This window comes from Acinetobacter sp. YH12086 (assembly GCF_013419345.1).
GTDB classification, from domain to species: Bacteria; Pseudomonadota; Gammaproteobacteria; order Pseudomonadales; family Moraxellaceae; genus Acinetobacter; species Acinetobacter amyesii.
The window spans coordinates 24,360-48,477 of record NZ_VPAF01000002.1; the positions used below are offsets into that span (position 1 = coordinate 24,360).

Below are 24,118 nucleotides of genomic sequence, written 5' to 3' on the forward strand. Positions count from 1 at the left end.
GTTAAAAATATTGAGGCATAGCTTGCTTTGATATACGTATAAATAAAGCATGGTGATGAGCATTGCCATGCAAATGAATAAATTCGACATACCAAAAAAAATAATTTAGGGTACTTATGCAAAATTCACAAATGGAAACGCCGCTTCCGCCAGAGCTGCCCGTAATGAATCCACCGAGTCTATTTGGTGAGACAGAACAGGCTGATATTTTGGGAAGAAATTATCATTTTAGGTTTAAAGGTAATGCGTCTGAATATTTCGGTATTTGGATCGTGAATATCTTACTGACGATTGTCACGCTTGGACTTTATGCGCCTTGGGCAAAGGTCCGCCGTTTACGTTATTTTTACGGTAATACTTGGGTGTTTCAGCGTCGTTTTGACTTTACCGGTTTGCCTACAAAAATTTTAGTTGGACGAATCATTGCATTAGTGGTCTATGGTGGTTTCTCTTTTGCTATAAAGTATTCTTGGGAAGCTTTCTTAGCGGGCTTTGTCCTGATCTTCTTTGCGGTTCCTTGGCTTATTCGATCTACGATTCGTTTCCGTGCTCGCAACAGTAAATTTAGTAATAGCCGATTCTTTTTTTCTGGGACGAATAAAAGCGCGTATTGGTGTTTTGTCAAATGTCTTGCGGTGGTTGTCTTTACCCTTGGTTTGTTTACACCAGTTGCGGTCTGGCTATATAAACGTGAATGTCTGAATCATTTGTATCTGGGTCAGTTAAAATTTAATCTGAATAATACTTGGGGCGATTATATGCGTGCCATGTATGTGCCTTTATTTCTGTTTATGGGCTTTGGTGCATTGCTGGCAGTGATCTTTGCGATATTGTTTGGTAGTTCAGATGGTTTAAATGACGCATCTTATGTCTTCATTATTTTTGGTATGTATTTGATTGGCTATATGTTTATTTGGCCACTCACAGCTGCACGTATTTTTATTACCACTTGGAATAACACCACGTTGAGCCGCAGTCAGTTTCATACGGACTGTAATCAATGGCGCTATGCATGGATTGTCTTGAGTAATTGGTTGGCTAAAATGGTTAGCCTCGGTTTACTGACACCATGGGCAGTTGTGCGACTATATAAATATCAGACGGAATCCTTACACTTAATGTTGGTCGATGATCCAGACCAATTACAAAATCAAATGCAGCAAGATCACAATGCGATTGCTGAAGAATTATCCGATATTTTTGACCTAGATATTTCCTTATAACGCAGGTGAATTACATGAAAACATCAGTAGTGAATGCAACCTATTATGATGGGAAAGTGTCAAAACCCTTTGTTGCTCAAATCAGCGCAGATGGGGAACATGCTGTGATTGTGCGTTATGGTCAAGACCTAGAACAAACACAGCATTACACCTATCAAGATATGACGCTGATCGGTGCTTTGGGTGATATCCAGCCAGTGATTGAGTTAAAGGACGATGCTCGTTTAGAGTTTCATCAACCTTTGCCAGAGTGGTTCAATCTCGACGTAAAGTCGCGTTGGCATTCGATTTGGAAGTTAGAGCGTTCACCTTCTCTAATCATTTTTAGTGTGATTTTCGTGGTGGCTTTTGCTTTTGTATTAATTAAATGGGGCATACCAGCAGCGTCACATGTGGTGGCTAATCAACTTCCTGAGACAGCGTTAAAGAGTTGGGGGGATCAGGCGGAAAAATATATTATCGATATGACTGAACCCACAAAATTGCCACAAGCACGTCAAGACAAGTTGAAGCAAGAATATCAACAATTGGTGGCTGAAAATCGTCCTGCGAAGTTGTTATTCCGCGGTGGTGGCAGCATCGGTGCAAATGCATTGGCGATACCCAATAACACCATTATCGTAACAGATGAGTTGGTTAAATTAGCGAAAAATGATTATGAGTTAATTGGTGTACTTGCACATGAGCAGGGGCATTTAGTTCAACGCCATAGTTTGCAGCAAAGTTTGTCAGGTTTAGGCATCAGTATTATTTTGTTGATGATAACAGGAGATGGTTCAGATATTCTCACCAGTTTACCGGTAGCTGCGGTGGGTGCGAGTTACTCACGAGACTTTGAATCTGAAGCAGATTTATATGCTCTAAAACAACTTTCAAAACATCAAATTCCAACGGCACATTTTGCAAACTTCTTACAACGTATGGAAGATGAAGCTGATGGTGAAACAGCAAAAGAGAAAGGTGCAGAGGATGAAACTGCCAAAGATCAGAGATCTTGGACAGACTTCTTTGAGTCACATCCAGCGACGAAAGCCCGTATTGATGCAGTTAGAAATTATCAATCACATCAGCATTGAGTGAAAGGCTTTGACAATATGGCGACGTAGACTACGGTTCGCGTTGCCATGTTGCACTGAGTTCTTCTTGTCCCATGCGGATCAAATGATCTAATACCACATGTTCCAATTGATCTAGATTTGTACTTGGATCTTGGGCTGAAATCACCACGTCTAAAAACGCAGCTTGTGGTAAAAGACTGACCTCTGCAGAGGGCAGTTGAATCTTGAATGCAGTATTTTCTCCAATGATCTGTTCATTGACTTCAAATTTATGTTTCCAATGATTGACTAAGCGTTTAGCAACACGTGCTGCTTGGGCGGTGGTGATTTGTGTTGAACTTTTCATAAATGCAATTTTATTATTTAGCCGTCAGTCCTTTAACTTAGCAAAGTACATAGATGCTCGTTAAGTCTAAATATGCAACGCTGTGTTTCTATCCCTGAGATCTTTATCCATATTAATCACTGATGTTATGCACGCAAAAAATAATTTTGCATTTTTAAAATGATATTTAAGTCAATTCGACGGAGTCTTACATCTAGGGCTTAAATAAAGGGATTAGCCTTCGGCTGGAGGTACTCTTACGAAACGATGTTTCTCATTAGGCAAAATGAGAAGCGAAGCTTCACAAGGAAACCATCTTGCGGAGCAATGCTCCTCACCGCAAAACTCGCTCTCTAGCGTCTATATATTTAAAGTATTGAAAAAAAAATTGATGAGAAGTAGTGCTATCTCAAACAATTGCAGATGACGTTACCGCGTATCGTTTTTTTATTTGAATCAAATTTCGCTTCTGATATTACTGCGTAACATCAGTTCATCCTAGGTTTTTTTATTATAGAGATATCAATCATCAGTATCGAAAAAACGACTGAGGGCGTGGGCAGCGAATAGGGGGACAATTTGCTATAATGCGTCAATCACTCCCTTTTCAAAGCTAGGTTTTTCATGTCCAAGCCATTCTTAATCGCACCTTCAATTTTGTCAGCAGACTTTGCGCGCTTAGGTGAAGAAGTTGAAAACGTTCTAGAAGCCGGTGCAGATGTTGTTCATTTCGATGTCATGGATAATCATTATGTACCGAACTTAACTTTTGGTGCGGGCGTTTGTAAGGCATTGAAAAAATACGGCATTAAGGCGCCAATTGATGTGCATCTAATGGTTTCACCAGTAGACCGTATGATTGGTGATTTCTTGGAAGCTGGCGCAGATATCATCACTTTCCACCCAGAAGCGACTGACCACATTGACCGCTCTTTACAGTTAATCAAATCTGGCGGTGCGCAAGCAGGCTTGGTGTTTAACCCTGCGACACCTCTGCATTATTTAGACTACGTTTTAGATAAAGTTGACCAAGTCTTGTTGATGAGTGTGAACCCAGGTTTTGGTGGTCAAAAGTTCATTCCAATGACCTTGGAAAAGCTGCGTCAAGCACGAAAAATTATTGATGCTTCAGGTCGTGATATTCGCTTAGAAGTGGATGGTGGTGTTACTCCAGCCAATATTCGTGGCATTGCTGAAGCCGGTGCAGACATGTTTGTTGCAGGTTCAGCGATTTTTGGTAAGCCTGATTATAAAGCTGTGATTGATGACATGCGTTCAGAGTTGGCAAAAGTTCATGCTCAAGAGGCTTAAGCCTTTGGGTATAAGTTATTTCTCACTTGTGGATAACTATATGGATAACTGTATGGATATCTGTGTAGATAACTATATGGATAACTTGGGTGAATTATAAACGATTGTGCATCAATGGTTTAATAATTAGACGTATTAAGTATAAAAAGGACTCAATTGAGTCCTTTTTTTATGGGGGTAAAGTGTTTGAAATGCTGTATGTTTATTAATCTATGGTAAATAATTAATCAGTTTAAAAAATAACTTTTATGTTTTAACTGGAAGATATGCGCTGATTTTTATGACAGCGCAATAAATTTAAAACTGTTGTGAATAACTGCACAATTAATTATGCTGTTAGCAACTATTGAGATACGCTGCGACTGGCAAAACACATCATCGATCGCACTAGATAGTGCTTTTAGATATTTCTGAATGTATCGTTCATGATGGATAAATTGGTCGAGCTGCATGTCATGTTGATACGAATATCATGTGATTGCATTTGAATCGTAAATAATATCATCATGGTGTTTCATGCGGATTTCGGCTGAGCCGATCGCGTGATGTTTCTAAAGATGTGTTAATAGGGATATGATGTGTTAATAGGGATATATTGTCACAGTGCATCATTGGGTTGAATTAGGATACTAAATTGTTCAATTTTTTGCGTAAGCATCTTGGCTTTGCTTGGCTCATGGCGTTTGTCATGGGGTGGAGCAGTGTGGTCAGTGCTCAGCAAAATTTTCAACATCAACAAATGATGAACGCAAATGCCCATCAGGCATCAGTTCATGCAGCACATGCTGATCCTTCGCATTTAAATATGACAAATTGCCATCAAAATCAGCGGCAAGCTGTTCCTGAACATGCAGCACATCATGGTAAGCAGACGACACTAGAAGTCTTTTCAATGATGGATTGTCATCAATCTTCAGATGCGACATCTGCACTGCAAGATGGTCAGGCGCATCATTCAACGACACAAAGTGCAGACTGTCAGGACTGTACACTCGTACATTGCCAAATCAGTATCTCTTATGTCGATAGCGCCTTGGTCGCATTGCAGACCTTCCATGTGCATCACTATGCAGAACCCCCTCGTTTCATTTTTGCTGGACAGCATTTAAAAGGCTTTTGGCAAGAAATTCTAAGACCTCCGCAAGCTTAACCTGAGTATTAAATACGTTTTTTCGTTATTTTATAAAGGTTAAGTCATGTCTAATTTATCTAAATCATGCCTCGTGCTCGGGGTGTGTCTGCTGTCTCCAACGTGGGCGTTTGCAGCCATTAAAGAATATCATCTGAATATTGATGAAAAGACCATCAATTTGACTGGTAAAGCGGTCAAGAAAATCAGCGTCAATGGTCAGTTTCCAGCACCATTACTGGAGTTTGAAGAAGGCGATGATGCGGTCATCCATGTGCATAATCAGCTCAAAAAACAAAATACCTCAGTGCATTGGCATGGTCTATTGCTGCCCGGCTTAATGGATGGTGTACCCGGCTTTAATGGTTTCAATGAAATACAGCCTGATGGTAGCTTTACTTACAAATTTAAAGTCCGTCAAAGCGGAACCTATTGGTATCACGCGCATTCCAAAGGCCAAGAACAAGACGGATTGTATGGCGCTTTGGTAATTTATCCGAAAGGTAAACAAGCACTTGCCGCACATGAACAGACACAACGTGATTATGTGGTCATGCTGTCGGATTTTCATGAATCATCTAGCGCTCAGATTATGGCAAATCTGAAAAAGTCTGCCGAATACTATCAAAATCAGCGTGAAACGTTTTCAGATGTATGGATGCAAATTCAACGAACAGGTTTAAAAAACACTTGGCAAGATCGTTCAATGTGGAATCAGATGCGTATGCTGAAAACGGATTTGTCTGATGTAACGGGTTATACGTTTTTAGTGAATGGCAAAACACCACAGCAGAACTGGACAGGGATGTTTAAGCCCAATGAAAAAGTCAGACTTCGTTTTGTAAATGCTGCGGCCATGTCGTTTTTTGATGTGCGTATTCCTCAGCTCAAAATGACGGTGGTCAGTGCAGACGGTCAAGCGGTCAAGCCGGTCGCTGTGGATGAATTTCGCATTGGTGCTGCAGAAACCTATGATGTGATCGTAGAGCCTAAATCTGCGCATTATCAGATTGAAGCTGAGTCGATTGATCGGACTGGATTTGCGATTGGCACTTTACATGATGAAACGCAGCCTCAGCACTCAGGTATTCATATACCAAAAGCACGGCCACGCGCTTTGCTGACCATGGAAGATATGGGGCATGGTTCAATGTCAGGTATGGACCATAGCAATATGGGACATATGGCTACAGGTTCAACCCAAACTTCAGCAAGCCAGCAAGCGAATGCTCATGAGCACAGCGCGCATACTGTCAATCCATCAAATATTCAGCCGAATCAAGCACATGATCATGCTGCAATGGGGCATGACATGGACCATTCCCCAATGCCTGCGCATACTACTATGCAGCATCCAGAGATGCATAAACAGAATATGTCTGATTCAGCGCATGCCAATATGGATCATAGTGTGATGGATCATTCATCTATGAACCACTCCTCAATAAACTCATCCATGAAACATGATACGCATGCAGCGATGGAGCATGCACAGTCTAAAGGAGAGATGCGGGCAGTTGAAAATTCAGCAACGGTTATGGGTTGGGCCAATGCTTCAACACCTGTCGGTGATAAGGCACTGCAATATAGTGATTTAAAAGCGTTAACCCCGCAGCCTGATACACGTGAACCGACGCAAGACTTGGTCATTCATTTGGGTGGAACTATGGAACGCTATATGTGGACCATGAATGGCAAAAAATTCAGTGAAGCTGAACCACTAAAGGTGAAATATGGTGAGCGAATTCGACTGAAATTTGTCAATGACAGCATGATGGCGCATCCGATGCATTTACATGGCATGTTCATGCAATTGGAAAATGGGCAAGTGTCTTCTGAAATGCCAAATAAACATACGGTGATTGTGCCGCCGGGGAAAACAGTGACGGCTCTGTTAACGGCCAATGAATTAGGTGAATGGGCGATTCATTGTCACTTGCTGTATCACATGTCCGCAGGGATGATGAATAAACTTGTGGTCGCAAATGTCGCAGAGAATACGAAAACGGCATCTGTACAGCAAAAGGAGGTGTCTCATGCGCATCATTAAACCATGCACATATACGGTTCTAAGTTTAGCTTTGGCATCGGTCACTCAAATGACCATGGCGCAAGATGCACATCACAGCATGCCGATGTCAGCTCAACATGAGTCGCATTCCTCACATGATTCGTCGCATCAAGAGATGCAAACAGGGATTGAATCGAGCCAGATAGAGCATACTGCAGAACATGCAGAACATGCAGAACATGCAGAACATGCAGAACATGCAGAACATGCAGAACATGCAGAACATGCAGAACATGCAGAACATGCAAATGCATCATCTATTGCGTCACGTGCTGCTTCTGCGCAGCATCCCATTGATCATAAGCGTGAACATGGTGGACAGATTTATCAAGCGACCAAGATAGACAATCGATGGCTCAATAATGCCGATGGCCGAGGACGTTTAAAGACCGAAATTGAGAGTCGAATCGGGACCGATGAAAATAAGCTCTTCATCAAATTACATGCGGATAAAGCAGAATCTCAAGACGCTGATTATGCGGCTCAAGTGATGTATAGCCGTATGATCTCAGACTTTTGGGATGCGCAAATTGGCGCACGTTATCGTGTCGATGAACACCAAGTGACGGACAAAGAACAGTTAGATGCTGCGGTGGGTCTGCATGGTCTGGCACCGTATTTCTTTGAAACCGATGCTTATTTATATCTTGGTGCAGATAAACAGGTCAGTTTTTCTTTAGAAACCGAACGTGATTTGCTGCTGACGCAAAAATTGATTTTAAAACCATATTTGAACCTAGATGTGGTGCTGAGTGATGACTCTGCTTATGCACAAAAAACAGGACTCAGTTCTGTATGGCTAGGGCTAGAAACACGCTATGAAATCAATAAAAAGTTAATGCCATTTATCGATGTTGCTTACAGCTACCAAAAAGGAAATCAGCATACGGCATGGCAAGCTGAAACTGGAAGTGAAAAACACTGGTGGTATGGCGCAGGCCTTCGTCTGAAGTTCTAATAGAAAAATAGACCAAATAAAGAGGGCATCATCAACAGGTTTTGGTGATGCCTTTTTTATTTATGAATCTGTCCTTTGAACAGACATGCTATGTTTTGGCGCAAATCATCTGCACTAGAGTTTTACTCAACTGAATAACGCCCTGAATTTGGTCAAAAAATGTAAAGACTGCACTAAAATTCAGCATATTTGCTATACTGAGAAAATATTCGGAGGAACGACCTCCCTTACATCTTTGTTCAAAGCCAGTAAGAAAAATCGTCAGGACGACCTGACTCTACTAATATGGAGGAAGGCATCATGGCCTGGGTTGTTCTGGTATTCGCTGGTATTTTTGAAATCGTTTGGGCCTATTCGATGAAGCTCTCAGAAGGCTTTACAAAACTTGGCCCAAGTTTAGTCACTTTATTTTTTATGATCCTGAGCTTTGGTTTATTGGCCTATGCCATGAAAACGTTGCCTCTGGGAACAGCTTATACCATTTGGACAGGAATCGGCGCGATTGGCTCATTTCTCGTGGGGATTTTTATACTCGGTGAGTCTGCAACTGGCATGCGGATGTTAGCTGCAGTACTGATCATTTCGGGTCTAATCTTGATGAAATTATCTTCAAGTTAATATGTTCTAAAGCACAGAGGTAAAAGCCTTTTGTGCTTTTTTTTATGGGTAAAAATATGGCTTGGGTTTTATTAATTGTAGCGGGATTGCTTGAGGTGGTTTGGGCGTATTGTATGAAAGTCTCTGAAGGCTTTAGCAAACTGACACCAAGTATTTTGACCATTGTTTTCATGATCGCAAGTTTCGCTTTGTTGTCTTATGCAATGAAATCCTTACCGCTGGGTACAGCGTATACGGTGTGGACCGGCATTGGTGCAGTGGGATCATTTATCCTCGGCATCGTTGTATTGGGTGAGCCCGCAAATACCATGCGCATGCTAGCTGCGGTACTGATTATTTCAGGACTAGTCTTGATGAAATTATCGTCCTCCTGAATAATGAAGTGCTGCGATTTTGAGCTTGGAGTATCTCATGCAACTTTCTTATCAGTTTTTAAATTCGCCCGTTGGACAATTAAAACTTGTTGCACATGAAACCGCATTGGTGGCTGTTCTTTGGGAAAATGAAAACCCTAATCGTGTGCGATTGGCGGCTTTGGTTGAAGATCTGCAACACCCGATTTTGCTCAAAACCGCACAGCAATTAAATGAATATTTTGCGGGTAAAAGACAGCAATTTGACTTGCCGCTAGACTTTGAAGGTACCGCATTTCAGCAACAAGTTTGGCAAGCTTTATTGACGATTCCTTTTGGAGAAACTCGCAGCTATAAACAAATTGCAGAGCAGATCGGCAATGTCAAAGCCGTACGTGCTGTCGGTGCAGCCAATGGTAAAAATCCAATTTCAATTATTGCACCCTGTCATCGTGTCGTGGGCGCAAATGGAAAATTAGTGGGTTTTGCGGGTGGTCTAGAAAATAAAGAAGTATTGTTAAAAATTGAGAAATTACAATAAAATAGAAAATATACTTATTTAAAATAATGAATCAAATCAATGAATATTTCTCAAATTTTTGCACCCCTCATTTCGACGTTGTGGTGGCTAATTCCATTGTTACTGATTGTGGGGGCAATCAAAGCATTTAAACCTTATTTAAAGGGGAAAATGGGGGAGTTTGCTGTCGCCGTTCATGTCAAACTTTATTTGAAAGACCATTATATATTGTTAAATGATTTGACCTTACCAGATGGCGAAGGAGCTACAACTCAAATTGATCATCTTCTGTTAAGCCCATTTGGTGTGTTTGTGATTGAAACTAAAAACTATAAGGGCTGGATTTTTGGGAGCGAGAGACAAAAACAATGGACGCAAAAGATTTATAAAAAAAGTTTTAAATTTCAAAATCCAATTCACCAAAATTATAAACATATGAAAGTGTTAGAACAGGTGTTGAGCGATATTGTGGATAAAGACAATATGCATTCTGTGATTGTTTTTATGCCTGAAGCAGTGTTTAAAACAGAGATGCCGTCGAATGTATTTCGGGGTACAGCTTGGGTGGACTATGTTCAAACCTTTCAGCAACCCGTGGTCTCTGAAATGAAACTTAAACGAATACAGTTGCGTTTAGAAAAAGAAATTTTAGAAAAATCGTGGAAAACAAATCGACAGCACGTTGAAGATTTAAATCAACGGCATAATTCATAAACTTCCTGTATGCTGTGGATTGTGAACAGTATCTGACTGATAAAAATAGACGGACAATAACAATGAACGACACGCTTCAACATCTTTATGAATCGACTTTAGATCATCCTGAGCAATACCAAGACTTTTATCAGCAACTTTTAGCCAGCCAAGTATATTGTTTGGGTGAGCGTGATACAGAGCAGCATTTACATTTTCAATTGATGGAAACGGAGCAAGGCGAGCAAGCCATTCCATTTTTTCTGAGTCTTGCGATGCTTCAACAGGATGTTGGTGCAGATGCAGAGTTTGTCATGATCAGTGCTGAAAAATTATTTGCGATTACCAAAGGCGCAAGCTTGGTGATGAACCCGACTTCGGAACATCCTAAAGAGTTCTTGGCAGATGAGATCGACGCAATTTTAGAGTTTGCCAAACAACAAAGCCTTTGAACACTGTAGGTATAATCAAAGGCTCTGCGGCTACGCTTAGATAGGTGTTTTCACACTTTTTCGTTTTCATATTGGGCGATGTGCTTTAAAACTTACATACCGGCTTTGAGTTTTTGCACGATTTCATCAAGTGGTTTGACACGTTTTACTTCATCCCAAAGGACTTTGGCTTCTGGATAGTGCTTCGACATCATGCCGAGCCATTGTTTATAACGACCGACCATATTCATTTCTTTTTTATACGAGCCGTTTAAGAAACGAATTTGTAATCCAAGTAGTTCATGCCATGTAATCAGCGGTTCATCGGTATTACGACGGATACACTGTGTAATGTCAGGAGTGGTCACCGCAGCACGACCAATCATTAGGTCTTCACAACCGGATTCGAGTTGGCACTGTTTGGCATCGGCATTATTCCAAATTTCACCGTTAGCAATCACATTGATTTTCAATGCTTTACGAATGGGTTGCAATTGATCCCAAAAGGCAGGCGGGGTATAACCATCGGCTTTGGTCCGCGCATGGACTGTAACCCATGCAGCTCCTGCATCTTCGATGGCATGCGCATTTTCCATGGTGAAGTTACGGTCCATATAACCTAAACGCATTTTTGCCGATACAGGAATATGACTCGGAACAGCATCACGCACAGCTTTGACTAACTCATACACCACTTCAGGCTCATCTAGCAGAACTGAACCACCACGGTGGCGGTTGACGGTTTTTGCAGGGCAACCAAAGTTCATATCAATCGCAGGGGCACCAAGTTCTACCGCGCGTACAGCATTTGCCGCGAGCATAATGGGATTGTTACCTAAGAACTGTACATGAACCGGTGTTCCTGCTGCAGTTTTGCCTTCATTGTTTAGTTCAGGACAATAGCTATGATAAATATGATCGGGCAGGACAGAGTCCGTGACACGGATAAACTCGGTTACACACCAGTCAAAACTCCCCACATGCGTCAACACATCTCGCATAATTGGGTCGGTTAAGCCTTCCATCGGCGCAAGAACAAGTTTCACGGTCACACAGCCAAAAATTGAAAAACGGAGTTATACGTGGTTTTGAAAGGGATGTCTAGGTTTTGTGCTTATGGTGACGCGGAATACGAAATGACAAGATTTTATGTAACTATTTGGTGAAATTAGGACCAAAGTCGTAAAGTATTGACTGACATAAAACTTTAACAATAAAATGAGTAAATACATATGGATAGTAATAATAAGAAGATGGCTTGTACTGTTGTTTTTTAATGGAATCAACAACATATACTGTGCTTGAATCTTTTAAGATTTCATGTATGATGGCTGCAACTAGAAAAAAAGTATTGTTTCGTAAATTTTCTTTAAGTATCGCAGTGTTAGTCATAATCCTTCGTTTTTTACAGAAATGAAGTTCAATTCTTTATTATTTTCCAAGTTATAGTCAGTCATCATCCAATGGCTAAATCAACAAATTAATAGGTATTATTATGTCTAATACAGTTACTGGTACAGTTAAATGGTTCAACGAAACTAAAGGTTTCGGTTTTATTGCACAAGACAACGGTCCTGACGTTTTTGCTCACTTCAGCGAAATCACTGGTTCTGGCTTCAAAACTTTGCAAGAAGGCCAAAAAGTTTCTTTCAGCATCGCTCAAGGTCAAAAAGGCCCGAATGCTGTAAACATCGTTGCTCTATAATTTAGACGTAATGAAAAAAAAGCGCTGTATAGCGCTTTTTTTATGCCTGTTGTTTTTATGTGAATAATCAAGTTATAAAAAAAGAGAGCTGTAGCTCCCTTCTTAATAAAACTTAAGATTGTTTCATCGTCGACTTAGCGGCCCAAAACCATTTCTAAAATAAACTTAGATCCAATAAAGCCGACTGCCAAAAGACAAAAACCAATAATGGTAAAGCGAATAGCTTTTTGACCACGCCAGCCAAATCGATAGTGTCCAATAAGCAAGGCACCATAGACGAACCATGAAATGATGCTAAAGGCAGTTTTATGCGCCAAATGCTGTGCAAAGAAGTTATCGATGGTGAAGAAACCAAACCCAAGCGCCACGGTCAGTAGTGCAAATCCAGCAATCAATAAATCAAATAGCAAAGATTCCATGGCTTGGAAGGATGGAAGCAGGCTCACCCATACACGCTTTTTCTGCTTGTTTTTCAGTTCACGGTCTTGTAAACGCAAAATAACCGCTTGAATTGTTGCCATCAGCAGGACGGCATATGCGGAAAGTGACAAAATAATATGGATGTCTAAACCCAGTGAATGTTGTTCTATAAATTGATTTTGTCGACTAAATGCAAAGCCCAAAATCAATCCTGTCGCTGCCACAGGAATGCCCAGCAGGTTCATCGCAAGCACAGGTCGATAGGTACTAAATAACACACTGAGCAATAGCATGAGACCTGAAGTAAATGACATCAGGTTGAACACGTCATAGTTCACACCCATAGGCGTCAACATGTCGTTATATAAAACACCTGCATGCAATAACATGCCTAAACCAAGTACAACACCAATAAACCAATGGTTCGGCGCACGTTTAGACATTAAATGGCTGAATAAATACCAAAAAGACGTGGTATAAGCGATTAATGCTAGGATCGTGTAAACCAAGGGGAGACTGATCATGTCAAACCTTTTTCAGGATGTTGAATATTCATTTATATAAATTCTGCAAGAACTAAAGTATCCTATAGCATTCTATGCATAAATTTTCTATTTTAAGAAACAATTTTTTGCTCATGGCTATTTTAAGCGGATTTTGCAATGTTTGATACCTTAACAGAACGACTCACGCAGAGTTTAAGAAATGTTACTGGCTCAGGGCAGCTAACCGAAGACAATATTAAAGATACGTTACGCGAAGTACGTATGGCACTTCTTGAAGCCGATGTTGCGTTACCTGTAACTCGTGAATTCATCGCGAAAGTTAAGGAAGAAGCATTGGGCCAAGAAGTGATGACTCAGTTATCACCGGGGCAGGCTTTCGTCAAAATCGTTCATGACGAATTGACCAAAATGATGGGTGAGGCGAATGAAAGCCTAGACCTAGCGGCAAAACCACCAGTTGTTGTGCTTCTTGCAGGTTTGCAAGGTGCGGGTAAAACTACTACTGCGGCAAAACTTGCACGTTTCTTACAAGAACGTCAAAAGAAAAAAGTAGCAATGGTGTCTGCCGACGTTTATCGTCCAGCAGCGATTAAACAGCTACAAACAGTTGCAGGTGAAGTTGGCGCTATTTTCTTTGAATCAAGCGCAGACGAAAAACCGATTACCATCGCAAATCGTGCGATTGAGCAAGCAAAAATTCAATTTGCTGATGTCTTGATTGTCGATACAGCAGGTCGTTTACATGTAGACGACGAAATGATGGATGAAATTAAAGAGCTACATGCAGCAATTAAGCCAACTGAAACATTGTTCGTGGTTGATGCCATGACTGGTCAGGATGCGGCGAATACTGCAAAAGCCTTTAATGATGCCTTGCCTTTGACGGGTGTGATCCTCACAAAAACAGATGGCGATGCACGTGGTGGTGCGGCACTTTCTGTTCGTGCCATTACTGGCAAGCCAATTAAATTCTTGGGTATGGGTGAAAAACTCGATGCCCTAGAGCCATTCCATCCTGAACGTATCGCACAGCGTATTTTGGGTATGGGTGACGTACTTTCTTTGGTCGAAGAAGTTGAACGTAAAATCGACAAAGAAAAAGCCGAAAAAATGGCGAAAAAATTGCAAAAAGGTGGTAGCTTCAACTTTGAAGATATGCTGATGCAGTTTGAACAAATGAACAAAATGGGCGGCATGATGGGCTTCTTGGATAAACTTCCAGGCATGAGCAACTCAGGGATTCAAGATGCAATTGCACAAGCAAATCCTGAAAAGCAAGTGAAGAAAATGGAAGCGATTATTCAATCGATGACCATTAAAGAACGTCGTAACCCAGACTTGATGAATCCAAGCCGTAAAAAACGTATTGCAGCAGGCTGTGGTATGGATGTTGCAGAAGTGAACAAACTCATCAAACAACATGCGCAAATGGCGAAAATGATGAAGAAATTTGCCAACCCAACGGGTATGGCAAAAATGATGAAATCATTGGGCAATATGCAAAAGCAATTTGGTGGCGGTGGCATGGGACCATTGTTCGGCAGCAAAGATCCGAAGTAATTTGGACTTAAAAAAAAGGCGCATTCAGCGCCTTTTTTTATGGCTGTAATTTGATAAGACCGCATTCAAAAAATTGCTACGAGAATTATAAGTAAGCACTGGATGAAGGAATTTGTATACGAACTGATAAATACCAATTGAGCTAAATCATTACAAGAACATGCGAAATTGACATTGAGACCGTGTAGATGACAGGTCTAAAACAGAGGTGAAAGTTTGCTGAACTGCAAATTGAAAGCTTTACCCAAAATAAGCATCAAATAATAAATACACCTCATACGCCAGAGAGCCAAAACATCTATCTGATTCATGCTCATCAGGCTTCCCCTAATGAGTATTAGTTTCCTTATTGAGACAAAAGCAGCAAGGGGTAGGACATTATTCTTGGCGCATTGATATGGCAAATGCAGTACAACCAGATTTTGACGATTGTTAGAAATTTATTTTCCTGCAAATGCCTAAGCTCGATGAAAATAAAATTGTTATTGCGCACAGTTTAGGCTGTCTGACAGTGCTGCATTATTTGACAGCATATTTCAGCCAGCGGTAAGGCAAGATTTAAGCGGGCATTTTTATTTCTGGATTTGTGTATTCCTTTAATTTTTTTTCTGAATTAGGCAGCTTTATTTTAAAATGCAAATTGAACCGTCATATGCTGCATCAGCATTTGCTATTGGCCGTGCGCATGCTGTCCAGCAATGACCCTTTTGTTCCGCCACCGTTCACGCTGAAGTTATCAATAGTGATCCAAAGGTAGAACACTGAAGGGAAAATACAGGACTTTTATGGCTTCATAATGTTTCTAGAATTGCTGGATATTTTGAATCAGCTCATGAAAGTGTTCTAGCAAATAGTCAAGTTTTGCAAAAATTCACAATTGTTTACCCTCAATCTCTAATTTTTATTTCAGACTGAATTCAAAAAGAGGAATGGAGTATGAAATGGCGCAAGTAATTGTGGTGCATGGCTATACCGCGAGCCCTGAAGAGAATTGGTTTCCGTGGATCGCGCAAAAGGCAAAAAAAGCGGGCGTCAGCCTCAAGGTGCTTCGGCTTGATCCATCCGAAACACCCGTCTTAAATGTGTGGATGAAGCAAATGGATGCGCAGATTGACGCATTAAATGAAAACTCTATATTAATTGCCCATAGTTTGGGGTGTATCGCTGCACTGCATTATCTGTCGCAAAAACTGCAGCATCAGAACATAAAAGCTCTTGTGCTTGCGGCCGGTTTTAATGGCCGCTTGGGACGTCTAGAGCAGGTGAATCCTTTTATTGATGCAGCTAAAATAGATTTTGACTTGCTAAAACAGCAGGTTGAGCATCGGGTAGTGATCTATTCAAAAGGCGATGAGCGAGTGCAACCCGAATTCAGCTTGGCTCAGGCAAAAAGCCTAGATGCACAGGCGATTGAAGCGCGTCATCAGGGGCATTTTATTGACTCTGAAGGCTGTACCGAATTGCCCGAAGTCTGGGATGCTGTGGAGCCGTATTTGATCCGGGCTTAATCTACGGTTGTTGGCCAATATAGCTTTGCAGGCCTTTTAAAAGCAGATCATTATGGACTTCAGGCGTAAAGCGCTGCAGGTATTTGGCAAATAGCGCAGCATCTCCACCAGTTAAAATTAAGCGACTGGGATATTTATCAAGCACCTTTTCAATGGTGCTGACCAAACTGAGCAATATGCCATGATGAACAGCGTCGATGGTATTTTTACCAGGAGACAGCTCGTCAAAGAGGGCATCTGGTATTTTAATGCCTTTGGTGTTTTGGATGAGCGAATCACGTTGCAAATATAAATTTGGCAAAATATAGCCACCTAAATGTTGTAATCCATCCGTTAAGTCAATGGTGAGTGCTGTTCCACAGCTAATCACACAGTATTTTTGTGTAGGGTCTGTAACTACAGCGAGCATTTGCAGCCAACGGTCGATCCCGAATTTACTGGTGTCTTCATAAGCACAGCGTAAGCCCGCATATTCGGCATGAACTTTCGCAATGGTGACAGGAACAGCTAAAAATTTAAGAATTTTTTGAATCCGATCATTATTTTTCTTGTCGAGTACCGAGGAAATCCCGACCTGATCTAAGTCCAAACTTTTAAAGTGCTGGATTAAACCGAGTAGGAGTTCGGCAGGCGACTGTAAATGCAGTTCCGCAGCATGTTCTATGATTTGATCGTGTTCAGTAATCCAGTATTTCAGCCGAGTATTACCGACATCGAGCCATAATTTTTTCATCAGTAGGCCTTTGCAATCCTGTTTTATGATTGATCTGCTAAACGTAAGCGACCTTGGAAATGATTTTCTAAGCGCTGCGAAGTTTGGATGTTGATCGAACCATCATTTTCAATACCGAGAAAGAGACCTTGGCTTTTGCCTTGTAGGTGTTCAAGCTCAACAGGCTGTTGCATAAATGCAGCATAATGGTTGAATCTTGCAGCGAGGTTATAGCAGTTATGATCGAACCATTCACCTGCAAGTTGAATCGCTGCATAGAGTTCAGCGATTAACTGTAAACGGTTTGGCGAGTGAAGTCCGAGTTCATATAACGACGTTGCGCGTTGCTCAATTCCTGCGGATTGAATCGGAAATAAGTTCATGCCCACGCCGACAATCGCTTGATGTGGCGAAATTGGTTCAATCAAAATCCCGCCCCATTTTCCTTGTGGACTATATAGGTCGTTGGGCCATTTCACTTGTAATGCGAGATTTTGCAAACTTGGCATTTGCAAGATATTTAAGGCTATTTCGAGTGCAAGCCGCCCATCTATAGCTGTCTGTAAATTCAGCAATGTGCTTAAATATATATTACCAACGGGTGAGACCCATTGATGATCGCGTTGCCCACGCCCCTGAGTTTGCTCTTCACTGCATACCAAAACATGTTGAATGCCTTTTTTGGCAATCTCACGGACATCGTCATTGGTCGATGTGGTAATGGGCTTCAGTAATAAAACTTCAGGCGGCTGAGGTACTGTGCTCAGCAATTGCTGTAAGTGTCTGGTCTCTAAATCCATTTGAATCTGAGAGTTGTGGAATAATATTGATGGAGTTAATCATATATTTACTGATTGGTGCAATCGCTGGTTTTGCTGCGGGGCTATTTGGTGTGGGCGGTGGCCTGATTATTGTGCCGATTTTATTCATCGTTTTTACCCAACTTCAGTATGACCCCAGTGTGATTATGCACATGGCGGTGGGCACCTCTTTGGCCACGATTATTGTGACTTCACTCAGCTCGGTTTCGGCGCATCATAAAAAAGGTGCTGTGCTGTGGAATGTCTTTCGGAATTTGGCACCGGGTTTGGTGATCGGTTCATTTCTCGGTGCAGGCATTGCAGATTATTTATCAGGGCAGGGTTTGCAACTGTTGATTGGCTTTTTTGCGGTCTGGGTGGCCTTTAAAATGTTTCGCGGTGCAGCGACACCTGTCGATCCGAATAAACATTTACCCTCACAAGCCATGCAAATGGCAGCAGGCGGCGGCATTGGGATTGCCTCTGCGATCTTCGGAATCGGTGGTGGCAGCTTAACCGTCCCGTATTTGAATAAAAACGGCGTCATTATGCAAAAAGCGGTCGCAACCTCTGCTGCATGTGGTTTACCGATTGCGATTGCTGGGGCACTCGGCTTTATGTGGTTTGGTCATCAAGCCGATATCGTGGTTCCCAATACCATTGGTTATATCCATATTTATGCATTTATCGGGATTAGTGTAATGAGCTTCATCACTGCGAAATTGGGTGCGAAAGTGGCTCATATGTTGTCGCCATTTATGCTAAAGCGTTGTTTTGCATGTTTATTAACAACAGTTGGTTGCTATTTTATTTATCAAGGTGTGCAAGCCTTTGGCGCTTGATTGTCCGTTTTGACTGACAAAATTGGCTTTGTTGACACAAGATTGTCAGACAATGTCATGTTCAATTAGGTTGCTTATCGTTTCTAATGCAAATAGATTGAGTGTAAATCTGAACATTGCATCTTATAAAAAAAAGATAGGAACAGTATGCAACAACAAGAAGCGGACAGTTTGTCAGAACAAATTGCCAAACACATCGGTGAACAAATCATTCGCGGTGAGTTGGTCGAAGGCGAGCGTATTCAGGAACTTAGAATTGCGGCCGAATTGGATGTGAGCCGTGGCTCTGTTCGTGAAGCTTTATTGATTTTAGAACGGACCCAGCTCATTGAAATCTACCCGCGACGTGGCGCCTTAGTCTCTGAAATGTCGGCTTTACAAGTGCGCTCATTATTTGATATTGCAGCATTATTGTTGGGTCAAATTGTGCATCGTATGGCGGAAACGTGGCGCAGCCATGAAGCTGAGCGTATTCAGTTATTACTTGAACAATTAGACGTGGAAACTCGCCAAGGCAATACCGAAAAGTTTTATGATCTGATTTTTCAGGGCATGGCTCGTCAGCATGAAATGGTGGGAAATACTTACCTGATGCGATATTACCAAGAATTGTTGCCATCACTCAGACGTAGTTATTTCCTGACACTGAATATTTCACGACGTGAAATACAAGAATCTTTTGATTTGTTTAAATTAGTGACTGATGCAGTTTTAATCAGAAAATCACATCAAGCCACTTTATTTATGGAAGATTTTTGTCGACACTTACGCAACCTTGTGTTGGAATCACTAACACGGATGAAACAAATCGAATTAGCGTGGGCGAGACGTTCACGCCGCTGATCAGGACATTATGCGTTTAAGCAGTTTAAAACTTTCCGGCTTCAAATCTTTTGCCGATAGCACAACTCTAAAATTTGAAGGCAACCGTAGTGCGGTTGTTGGACCGAACGGCTGTGGTAAATCCAATGTGATTGATGCCATTCGTTGGGTTATGGGGGAGTCCAGTGCCCGTCAATTGCGTGGTGGCACCATGCAAGATGTTATTTTTACCGGAACGGCAAAGCGTAAACCAGTCGGGATGGCGAGTGTTGAACTGCGTTTTGATAATACCTATGGCAAGCTAGGTGGCGCTTATAATGCCTATACTGAACTAGCAGTTCGTCGTCAGGTCAATCGTGATGGTAAATCCGAATATTTCCTCAACGGCACCAAATGCCGCCGTCGTGATATTACCGATATTTTCTTAGGTACCGGTTTAGGTCCACGTTCGTATGCGATTATTGAACAGGGCATGATCAACCGTTTGGTCGATGCCAAACCTGAAGAAATGCGTGTGTATATTGAAGAAGCAGCTGGGGTTTCTCGCTATCAAGCTCGTCGTCGTGAAACTTTACAGCATCTAGAACACACCACTCAAAATTTAGAACGTCTCGAAGACATTGCATCAGAACTGAAGTCTCAGTTGAAAACCTTAAAGCGTCAGTCTGAAACGGCGGTGCAATATAAAGAATTAGAAACCCAAATTCGTACTATTAAGATCGAAGTGCTGTCTTTCCAATGTGAACAAAGCACGCGTTTACAGCAAGAATACACGCTTCAGATGAATGAGCTCGGGGAAACCTTCAAACTGGTGCGTTCTGAGCTGAACACCTTAGAACATGACTTATCTTCCACCAGTGCTTTATTTCAACGGCTTATTCAACAGTCCACTCCTTTACAAAGTGAATGGCAACAGGCGGAAAAGAAACTGTCTGAGTTGAAAATGACGCTGGAGCAAAAGCAGGGTTTATTTGCACAAAATTCGGCAAGTTTGGTGGAGCTTGAAAAGCAAAAAGCTCAAACCAAAGAACGTTTACAGTTATTGGAGTTACAACTGGAAACGCTGCAAGAACAGCAAGATGGATTTGTTGAGCAATTACAGCGCCAAGAAAGCAGTAGTCAAGATCAGACTCAACAATTGGCCGATTTGAAAGCTCAGCATCAACAAGCGGTTCAACAATTTGAACAATGCCGTGGGCAAGTCGAAAAGCAGCAACAGCAAAAGCTACAGATGTTGGCGCAGAGTGAACAATTGACCAAAAATATTGGTCGAATTGAGCAACAGCGCGAGACCCTACAACAGCAAAGAGGTCAAATTCAGCATCAGGCGCAGCAAGATGAGTTGGAGCAGTATCAGCAAGATAAGCAACAGCTCGAACAGCAAATTGTGCAACAAGAGCTGCTGATTGCCGAAACGCAAACACTGCTTGCAGCTGCACAAGAACAGCAGGCACAGCATAAAAATATGGTGCTGCAGCTAAAGTCAGAAATACAGGTGCTGTCGTCAGAGCAGAAAAACCTAAATCAATTAATGATTAAAGCTAGTCCAAAGCAGCAAAGCCAGCGTCAACATTTAATGCAGCAGTTGCAGTTGAGCACACAAGGTAAACAGCATGCACAACTGGTCGAGAAATTTTTGTCTAAATGGCTGAGTGCCCAAGTCTTGGGACACAGTGATAATTTTCAAGACAGTGTTGCACGTCAGGTCAAAGGCAGTCACCACACCGCAGCACAAATCGTTGGATTAGATGCTTTGGCGACGTGGATTGAAGCACCACAGCTTTCAATCTGGCAGCAAGTCGCAATTGCCGAAACATTGACAGTGGCATTGAGCCATCAGGCTAAACTGGCCGCAGGTCAGTCAATACTCACGCTCGATGGTTATCATGTCGGTGCAGATTGGGTGATTGGTCTAGATTATGATGAGGACAGCCAAGCAGGGCAAGGTGCATTGAGCCACCGTATTCGCTTAGATGAATTGACTGAATTACTTGCAGAGCAGCAGCCAAAGCTAACGCAACTAGAAGGCCAATTGCCTGAGTTGCAAAATGCCGTACAAGCTTTACAGCAAAATCTGCAACAGCAACATAGCCAATTAAAAAATTGGCAAAAAGACATTCAAAATGCTGATGTTGCCATTGCGAAGGTACAAAGTTCCAATCAGGCTTTTGCATTACAAAAGCAGCAGTTAGAAGATCAATTACAGCAACTTGAAGCACAGCTTGAAGAAGATGCCATGCAAAAAGACGATTTGGAAATTGATTTGCATGCGCTGACGATGAAGCTTGAGCAAGCTTTGCCCAATTATAAAACCTTGCAATTCCAAGTTGAAGAATTGAGTCTAGCACTGGAAAGTGCTCAGCAAGTGGCATTACACAGTCAGCAAGAATTGGAAATTGTGCGTCGTCAGTCTGTACAGACAAAACAACAGATTGAATTATTAGAAAAAGACACGGTCTTTTTGAAAGCGCAAACTCAGCAAATTATTGGACAGATGGAGCAGGCAAAGAAATTTGTCGATCCGGTACAGTTAGAATTGCCTGCGCTTGAGTCACAGTATTCAGAGCAGGCTCAAGTCACTGAACGTTTACAAAAAACCTGGAATGACTGGCAGCTTGAACTGAATAACGTACAGAGCAAACAACAGACATTGACGGAACAACGCCATTCACATCAACAGCAAGATGAAAAATTGCGTACGCAATTGGAAGAAAAGCGTCTGGCTTGGCAATCCGCGCAGTCTGATTTACAGCATTATTCTGAACAGCTGAAAGAAATGAACAGCGAAATGCTGACAGGTTTAAGCATTGATGTGGTATCCCATCAGCAAAAACTAGAAAAAGCACAGCAGCAGTTTGATAAATTGGGTGCAGTCAACTTGGCTGCGGCAGAAGAATATACTGAAGTTTCTAAACGCTTTGATGATTTAAGCCACCAAATTGATGACTTGCAAAAGACCGTTGAACAACTGCAAGCTGCGATGAAAAGCATTGATCAGGAAACGCGAAAGCTGTTTATGACCACTTTTGATAAGGTTAATACAGAACTTCAAGCGTTATTTCCGAAAGTATTTAATGGTGGTGAAGCAAGTTTAAGTCTTGAAGATGGTTGGCAATCGGGTGTAAAACTGATGGCACGACCACCGGGTAAACGAAATAGCTCTTTGGCATTATTGTCAGGTGGTGAAAAGGCACTGACCGCATTGGCTTTGGTTTTTGCGATTTTCCGCCTAAATCCTGCACCATTTTGCGTTTTAGACGAAGTCGATGCACCTTTAGACGATGCAAATGTAGGAAGATTTTGTAATCTTGTAAAAGAGCTTTCAGAACAAGTGCAATTTATCTACATTACACACAATAAACTGGCTATGACAATGGCAACTGACTTACTTGGTGTGACCATGCCAGAACCAGGAACTTCAAAATTAGTGACTGTGAATATAGAGCAAGCCAAAGAATACGGTTTAGCTGCGGAGGCATAACATGGAAATCACCACTATAGCTGGGATTGTAATCGCTGTAATTATCATGGTTGTGGGCATTCGAATGATGTTTCGTAAACCTGCAGATGCAGCGCCATCACTTGACACCGAATTACATATTGATCCTGATAGTCAGCAACCTGTTATTCCGCGCCATGTACGCAATCAGTTAAATACACCTGAAACCACGCAACGTGTAGAGCCGACTTTGGCTGAGGAAAAAGTCACAGCGGTTGAAACGACTGAAGCTGTTCAAGCAAATGTAACGCCAGAAGCAACGGCAACGGAACAAGCAGAGCAGAGCGTTGAGGCTACGGCAAAGACTGAGACGACAACGACGGATCCTGTTTCAGTTGAAAACGTTCAAACTGCAACAGAAGACAGTACATTGTTTACAGAAGCAACTGAATCTACAACTGTTGCATCTGTAGCCGCCGATGCCAATGACGCAGCGACTGCTGCGACACACGTTCAGGCTGACGCTGTTCCTGCGGAAAAAGCGCCAGAGTTTAGTGTAAATAGCGCAATTGAAAAAGCTGAAATCAGCGATTTTGATGAAGAAAGCAGTATTTTGGATGCTCATTTACATGAACAAAAAATTGTTGATGAAGAAAGTGCTTTAGCGACTGCGGAAACTTATATCGCCTTAAATGTGTTCCCGGATAGCCGTGCCTTGTCGGGTGAAAAAGCATTAAAAGTGTTACTCAAATACGGCCTGCGTTTTGGCGAAATGGCCTGTTTCCATCGCTATGATGAAGAAGGGACAAAGTTATTATTCTCTGTATTGCAAATGAATAATGATGGCGCTGCGCAAGGTTTTGATCTTGAAACTTTATCGACTGAAGAAGTAAAAGGTTTAGCTTTCTTCTTGGCGCTGCCACACAGCGATGTACAAAATGCCTTTGATACCATGGATAGCATTTCACGTCTAATTGCCCGTGAAATTGACGGTACTGTGTATGATCAAAATAACCAAGAATTTACACCACAGATGCGTGAACATTGGCGTCATCAAGCGATTGATTATCGTCAAGGTCAAGCTATCGAAGTCTAAGCGTCTTTGATTGAAACT

Annotated in this window: 24 protein-coding genes; 19 read left to right on the plus strand and 5 right to left on the minus strand. The window is 41.8% G+C overall.

The genetic code is table 11. From position 1 onward, the window contains the following. Positions 1–116 precede the first annotated feature (116 nt). Positions 117–1,223 carry a YjgN family protein gene (locus FTU29_RS03350; RefSeq protein ID WP_078192359.1) on the plus strand — a complete coding sequence of 369 codons (1,107 nt, stop codon included), beginning with the start codon at positions 117–119 and terminating at the stop codon, positions 1,221–1,223. Positions 1,224–1,237: 14 nt separating this feature from the next. Then, a complete protein-coding gene (locus FTU29_RS03355; RefSeq protein WP_180063941.1) occupies positions 1,238–2,299 on the plus strand; it encodes a M48 family metallopeptidase in 1,062 nt (353 codons plus the stop codon). A gap of 31 nt (positions 2,300–2,330) precedes the next feature. Here FTU29_RS03355 and FTU29_RS03360 read toward each other — a convergent pair whose 3' ends face one another. Beyond that, positions 2,331–2,627 carry a DUF2218 domain-containing protein gene (locus FTU29_RS03360; RefSeq protein ID WP_078192357.1) on the minus strand — a complete coding sequence of 99 codons (297 nt, stop codon included), beginning with the start codon at positions 2,625–2,627 and terminating at the stop codon, positions 2,331–2,333. Between the two features lie 603 nt (positions 2,628–3,230). On the opposite strand from FTU29_RS03360, the gene rpe reads away from it, so the two are divergent. From rpe to FTU29_RS03405, 9 genes are all read left to right on the plus strand, one after another. Next, a complete protein-coding gene (gene rpe, locus FTU29_RS03365) occupies positions 3,231–3,917 on the plus strand; it encodes a ribulose-phosphate 3-epimerase (RefSeq protein ID WP_180120418.1) in 687 nt (228 codons plus the stop codon). A 634-nt stretch (positions 3,918–4,551) separates the two neighbouring features. Further along, a complete protein-coding gene (locus FTU29_RS03370) occupies positions 4,552–5,067 on the plus strand; it encodes a hypothetical protein (RefSeq protein WP_180120420.1) in 516 nt (171 codons plus the stop codon). Between the two features lie 46 nt (positions 5,068–5,113). Then, a complete protein-coding gene (locus FTU29_RS03375; RefSeq protein ID WP_180120427.1) occupies positions 5,114–7,096 on the plus strand; it encodes a multicopper oxidase domain-containing protein in 1,983 nt (660 codons plus the stop codon). Continuing rightward, positions 7,083–8,075: a copper resistance protein B gene (locus FTU29_RS03380; protein WP_180120429.1), complete on the plus strand. Its 993-nt coding sequence runs from the start codon at positions 7,083–7,085 to the stop codon at positions 8,073–8,075. Before FTU29_RS03375 ends, FTU29_RS03380 begins: the two co-directional genes overlap by 14 nt. A gap of 300 nt (positions 8,076–8,375) precedes the next feature. Continuing rightward, entirely contained in the window at positions 8,376–8,693 is a 318-nt protein-coding gene (locus FTU29_RS03385) for a multidrug efflux SMR transporter (protein WP_180110722.1), read from the plus strand. A 56-nt stretch (positions 8,694–8,749) separates the two neighbouring features. Beyond that, positions 8,750–9,067, plus strand: coding sequence for a quaternary ammonium compound efflux SMR transporter SugE (gene sugE / locus FTU29_RS03390; protein ID WP_180120431.1), 318 nt, complete (start codon positions 8,750–8,752; stop codon positions 9,065–9,067). 37 nt (positions 9,068–9,104) lie between these two features. Next, entirely contained in the window at positions 9,105–9,587 is a 483-nt protein-coding gene (locus tag FTU29_RS03395) for a methylated-DNA--[protein]-cysteine S-methyltransferase (RefSeq protein ID WP_180120433.1), read from the plus strand. Between the two features lie 39 nt (positions 9,588–9,626). Then, positions 9,627–10,280: a nuclease-related domain-containing protein gene (locus FTU29_RS03400; RefSeq protein WP_180034572.1), complete on the plus strand. Its 654-nt coding sequence runs from the start codon at positions 9,627–9,629 to the stop codon at positions 10,278–10,280. A gap of 62 nt (positions 10,281–10,342) precedes the next feature. Further along, positions 10,343–10,711 (plus strand): SseB family protein, encoded by a 369-nt coding sequence (locus tag FTU29_RS03405; RefSeq protein ID WP_180023108.1) that lies wholly within the window; start codon positions 10,343–10,345, stop codon positions 10,709–10,711. A 92-nt stretch (positions 10,712–10,803) separates the two neighbouring features. On the opposite strand, the gene FTU29_RS03410 is transcribed toward FTU29_RS03405, so the two are convergent. Continuing rightward, on the minus strand, positions 10,804–11,736 hold the full coding sequence (locus FTU29_RS03410) for a tRNA-dihydrouridine synthase (protein WP_180120435.1): 933 nt from the start codon (positions 11,734–11,736) through the stop codon (positions 10,804–10,806). A 449-nt stretch (positions 11,737–12,185) separates the two neighbouring features. On the opposite strand from FTU29_RS03410, the gene FTU29_RS03415 reads away from it, so the two are divergent. Further along, a complete protein-coding gene (locus FTU29_RS03415; RefSeq protein WP_067761877.1) occupies positions 12,186–12,395 on the plus strand; it encodes a cold-shock protein in 210 nt (69 codons plus the stop codon). 134 nt (positions 12,396–12,529) lie between these two features. On the opposite strand, the gene FTU29_RS03420 is transcribed toward FTU29_RS03415, so the two are convergent. Continuing rightward, the gene (locus FTU29_RS03420) at positions 12,530–13,339 is read right to left on the minus strand and encodes an inner membrane protein YpjD (protein WP_078191164.1); all 810 of its coding nucleotides are present in this window, start codon (positions 13,337–13,339) and stop codon (positions 12,530–12,532) included. A 138-nt stretch (positions 13,340–13,477) separates the two neighbouring features. On the opposite strand from FTU29_RS03420, the gene ffh reads away from it, so the two are divergent. From ffh to FTU29_RS03435, 3 genes are all read left to right on the plus strand, one after another. Continuing rightward, the gene (ffh, locus tag FTU29_RS03425; RefSeq protein ID WP_078191163.1) at positions 13,478–14,881 is read left to right on the plus strand and encodes a signal recognition particle protein; all 1,404 of its coding nucleotides are present in this window, start codon (positions 13,478–13,480) and stop codon (positions 14,879–14,881) included. Positions 14,882–15,335: 454 nt separating this feature from the next. After that, positions 15,336–15,431: an alpha/beta hydrolase gene (locus tag FTU29_RS17630; protein WP_180120442.1), complete on the plus strand. Its 96-nt coding sequence runs from the start codon at positions 15,336–15,338 to the stop codon at positions 15,429–15,431. A 391-nt stretch (positions 15,432–15,822) separates the two neighbouring features. Next, positions 15,823–16,389, plus strand: a complete 567-nt coding sequence (locus tag FTU29_RS03435) for an alpha/beta hydrolase (RefSeq protein ID WP_180120444.1) — start codon at positions 15,823–15,825, stop codon at positions 16,387–16,389. A 1-nt stretch (position 16,390) separates the two neighbouring features. Here FTU29_RS03435 and FTU29_RS03440 read toward each other — a convergent pair whose 3' ends face one another. Both FTU29_RS03440 and FTU29_RS03445 read right to left on the minus strand, forming a co-directional pair. After that, positions 16,391–17,122, minus strand: a complete 732-nt coding sequence (locus tag FTU29_RS03440) for a type III pantothenate kinase (RefSeq protein ID WP_180120446.1) — start codon at positions 17,120–17,122, stop codon at positions 16,391–16,393. Positions 17,123–17,145: 23 nt separating this feature from the next. After that, a complete protein-coding gene (locus tag FTU29_RS03445) occupies positions 17,146–17,901 on the minus strand; it encodes a biotin--[acetyl-CoA-carboxylase] ligase (protein WP_180120448.1) in 756 nt (251 codons plus the stop codon). A 29-nt stretch (positions 17,902–17,930) separates the two neighbouring features. Between FTU29_RS03445 and FTU29_RS03450 the strand changes: the two genes are divergently transcribed. The 4 genes from FTU29_RS03450 to FTU29_RS03465 all read left to right on the plus strand — a co-directional run bounded on the left by FTU29_RS03450 (position 17,931) and on the right by FTU29_RS03465 (position 24,100). Beyond that, the gene (locus FTU29_RS03450) at positions 17,931–18,743 is read left to right on the plus strand and encodes a sulfite exporter TauE/SafE family protein (RefSeq protein ID WP_180008514.1); all 813 of its coding nucleotides are present in this window, start codon (positions 17,931–17,933) and stop codon (positions 18,741–18,743) included. Positions 18,744–18,890: 147 nt separating this feature from the next. Beyond that, positions 18,891–19,586 (plus strand): GntR family transcriptional regulator, encoded by a 696-nt coding sequence (locus tag FTU29_RS03455; RefSeq protein WP_180021411.1) that lies wholly within the window; start codon positions 18,891–18,893, stop codon positions 19,584–19,586. Between the two features lie 10 nt (positions 19,587–19,596). Continuing rightward, the gene (gene smc / locus FTU29_RS03460) at positions 19,597–23,046 is read left to right on the plus strand and encodes a chromosome segregation protein SMC (protein ID WP_180120450.1); all 3,450 of its coding nucleotides are present in this window, start codon (positions 19,597–19,599) and stop codon (positions 23,044–23,046) included. A gap of 1 nt (position 23,047) precedes the next feature. Then, complete coding sequence (locus FTU29_RS03465; protein WP_180120452.1) at positions 23,048–24,100, plus strand: cell division protein ZipA C-terminal FtsZ-binding domain-containing protein; 1,053 nt, start codon at positions 23,048–23,050, stop codon at positions 24,098–24,100. Positions 24,101–24,118: the final 18 nt, after the last annotated feature.

Excerpts from the sequence above, each read along its gene's own strand:
- ffh (WP_078191163.1), top strand. The coding sequence starts at position 13,478 with ATGTTTGATACCTTAACAGAACGACTCACGCAGAGTTTAAGAAATGTT.
- sugE (WP_180120431.1), top strand. The coding sequence starts at position 8,750 with ATGGCTTGGGTTTTATTAATTGTAGCGGGATTGCTTGAGGTGGTTTGG.
- FTU29_RS03435 (WP_180120444.1), top strand. The coding sequence starts at position 15,823 with ATGGCGCAAGTAATTGTGGTGCATGGCTATACCGCGAGCCCTGAAGAG.
- FTU29_RS03415 (WP_067761877.1), top strand. The coding sequence starts at position 12,186 with ATGTCTAATACAGTTACTGGTACAGTTAAATGGTTCAACGAAACTAAA.
- FTU29_RS03400 (WP_180034572.1), top strand. The coding sequence starts at position 9,627 with ATGAATATTTCTCAAATTTTTGCACCCCTCATTTCGACGTTGTGGTGG.
- FTU29_RS03440 (WP_180120446.1), bottom strand. The coding sequence starts at position 17,122 with ATGAAAAAATTATGGCTCGATGTCGGTAATACTCGGCTGAAATACTGG.
- FTU29_RS03455 (WP_180021411.1), top strand. The coding sequence starts at position 18,891 with ATGCAACAACAAGAAGCGGACAGTTTGTCAGAACAAATTGCCAAACAC.
- FTU29_RS03360 (WP_078192357.1), bottom strand. The coding sequence starts at position 2,627 with ATGAAAAGTTCAACACAAATCACCACCGCCCAAGCAGCACGTGTTGCT.
- smc (WP_180120450.1), top strand. The coding sequence starts at position 19,597 with ATGCGTTTAAGCAGTTTAAAACTTTCCGGCTTCAAATCTTTTGCCGAT.
- FTU29_RS03420 (WP_078191164.1), bottom strand. The coding sequence starts at position 13,339 with ATGATCAGTCTCCCCTTGGTTTACACGATCCTAGCATTAATCGCTTAT.
- FTU29_RS03350 (WP_078192359.1), top strand. The coding sequence starts at position 117 with ATGCAAAATTCACAAATGGAAACGCCGCTTCCGCCAGAGCTGCCCGTA.
- FTU29_RS03465 (WP_180120452.1), top strand. The coding sequence starts at position 23,048 with ATGGAAATCACCACTATAGCTGGGATTGTAATCGCTGTAATTATCATG.
- FTU29_RS03375 (WP_180120427.1), top strand. The coding sequence starts at position 5,114 with ATGTCTAATTTATCTAAATCATGCCTCGTGCTCGGGGTGTGTCTGCTG.
- FTU29_RS03450 (WP_180008514.1), top strand. The coding sequence starts at position 17,931 with ATGGAGTTAATCATATATTTACTGATTGGTGCAATCGCTGGTTTTGCT.
- FTU29_RS03385 (WP_180110722.1), top strand. The coding sequence starts at position 8,376 with ATGGCCTGGGTTGTTCTGGTATTCGCTGGTATTTTTGAAATCGTTTGG.
- FTU29_RS03380 (WP_180120429.1), top strand. The coding sequence starts at position 7,083 with ATGCGCATCATTAAACCATGCACATATACGGTTCTAAGTTTAGCTTTG.
- FTU29_RS03405 (WP_180023108.1), top strand. The coding sequence starts at position 10,343 with ATGAACGACACGCTTCAACATCTTTATGAATCGACTTTAGATCATCCT.
- FTU29_RS03395 (WP_180120433.1), top strand. The coding sequence starts at position 9,105 with ATGCAACTTTCTTATCAGTTTTTAAATTCGCCCGTTGGACAATTAAAA.
- FTU29_RS03355 (WP_180063941.1), top strand. The coding sequence starts at position 1,238 with ATGAAAACATCAGTAGTGAATGCAACCTATTATGATGGGAAAGTGTCA.
- rpe (WP_180120418.1), top strand. The coding sequence starts at position 3,231 with ATGTCCAAGCCATTCTTAATCGCACCTTCAATTTTGTCAGCAGACTTT.
- FTU29_RS17630 (WP_180120442.1), top strand. The coding sequence starts at position 15,336 with ATGCCTAAGCTCGATGAAAATAAAATTGTTATTGCGCACAGTTTAGGC.
- FTU29_RS03445 (WP_180120448.1), bottom strand. The coding sequence starts at position 17,901 with ATGGATTTAGAGACCAGACACTTACAGCAATTGCTGAGCACAGTACCT.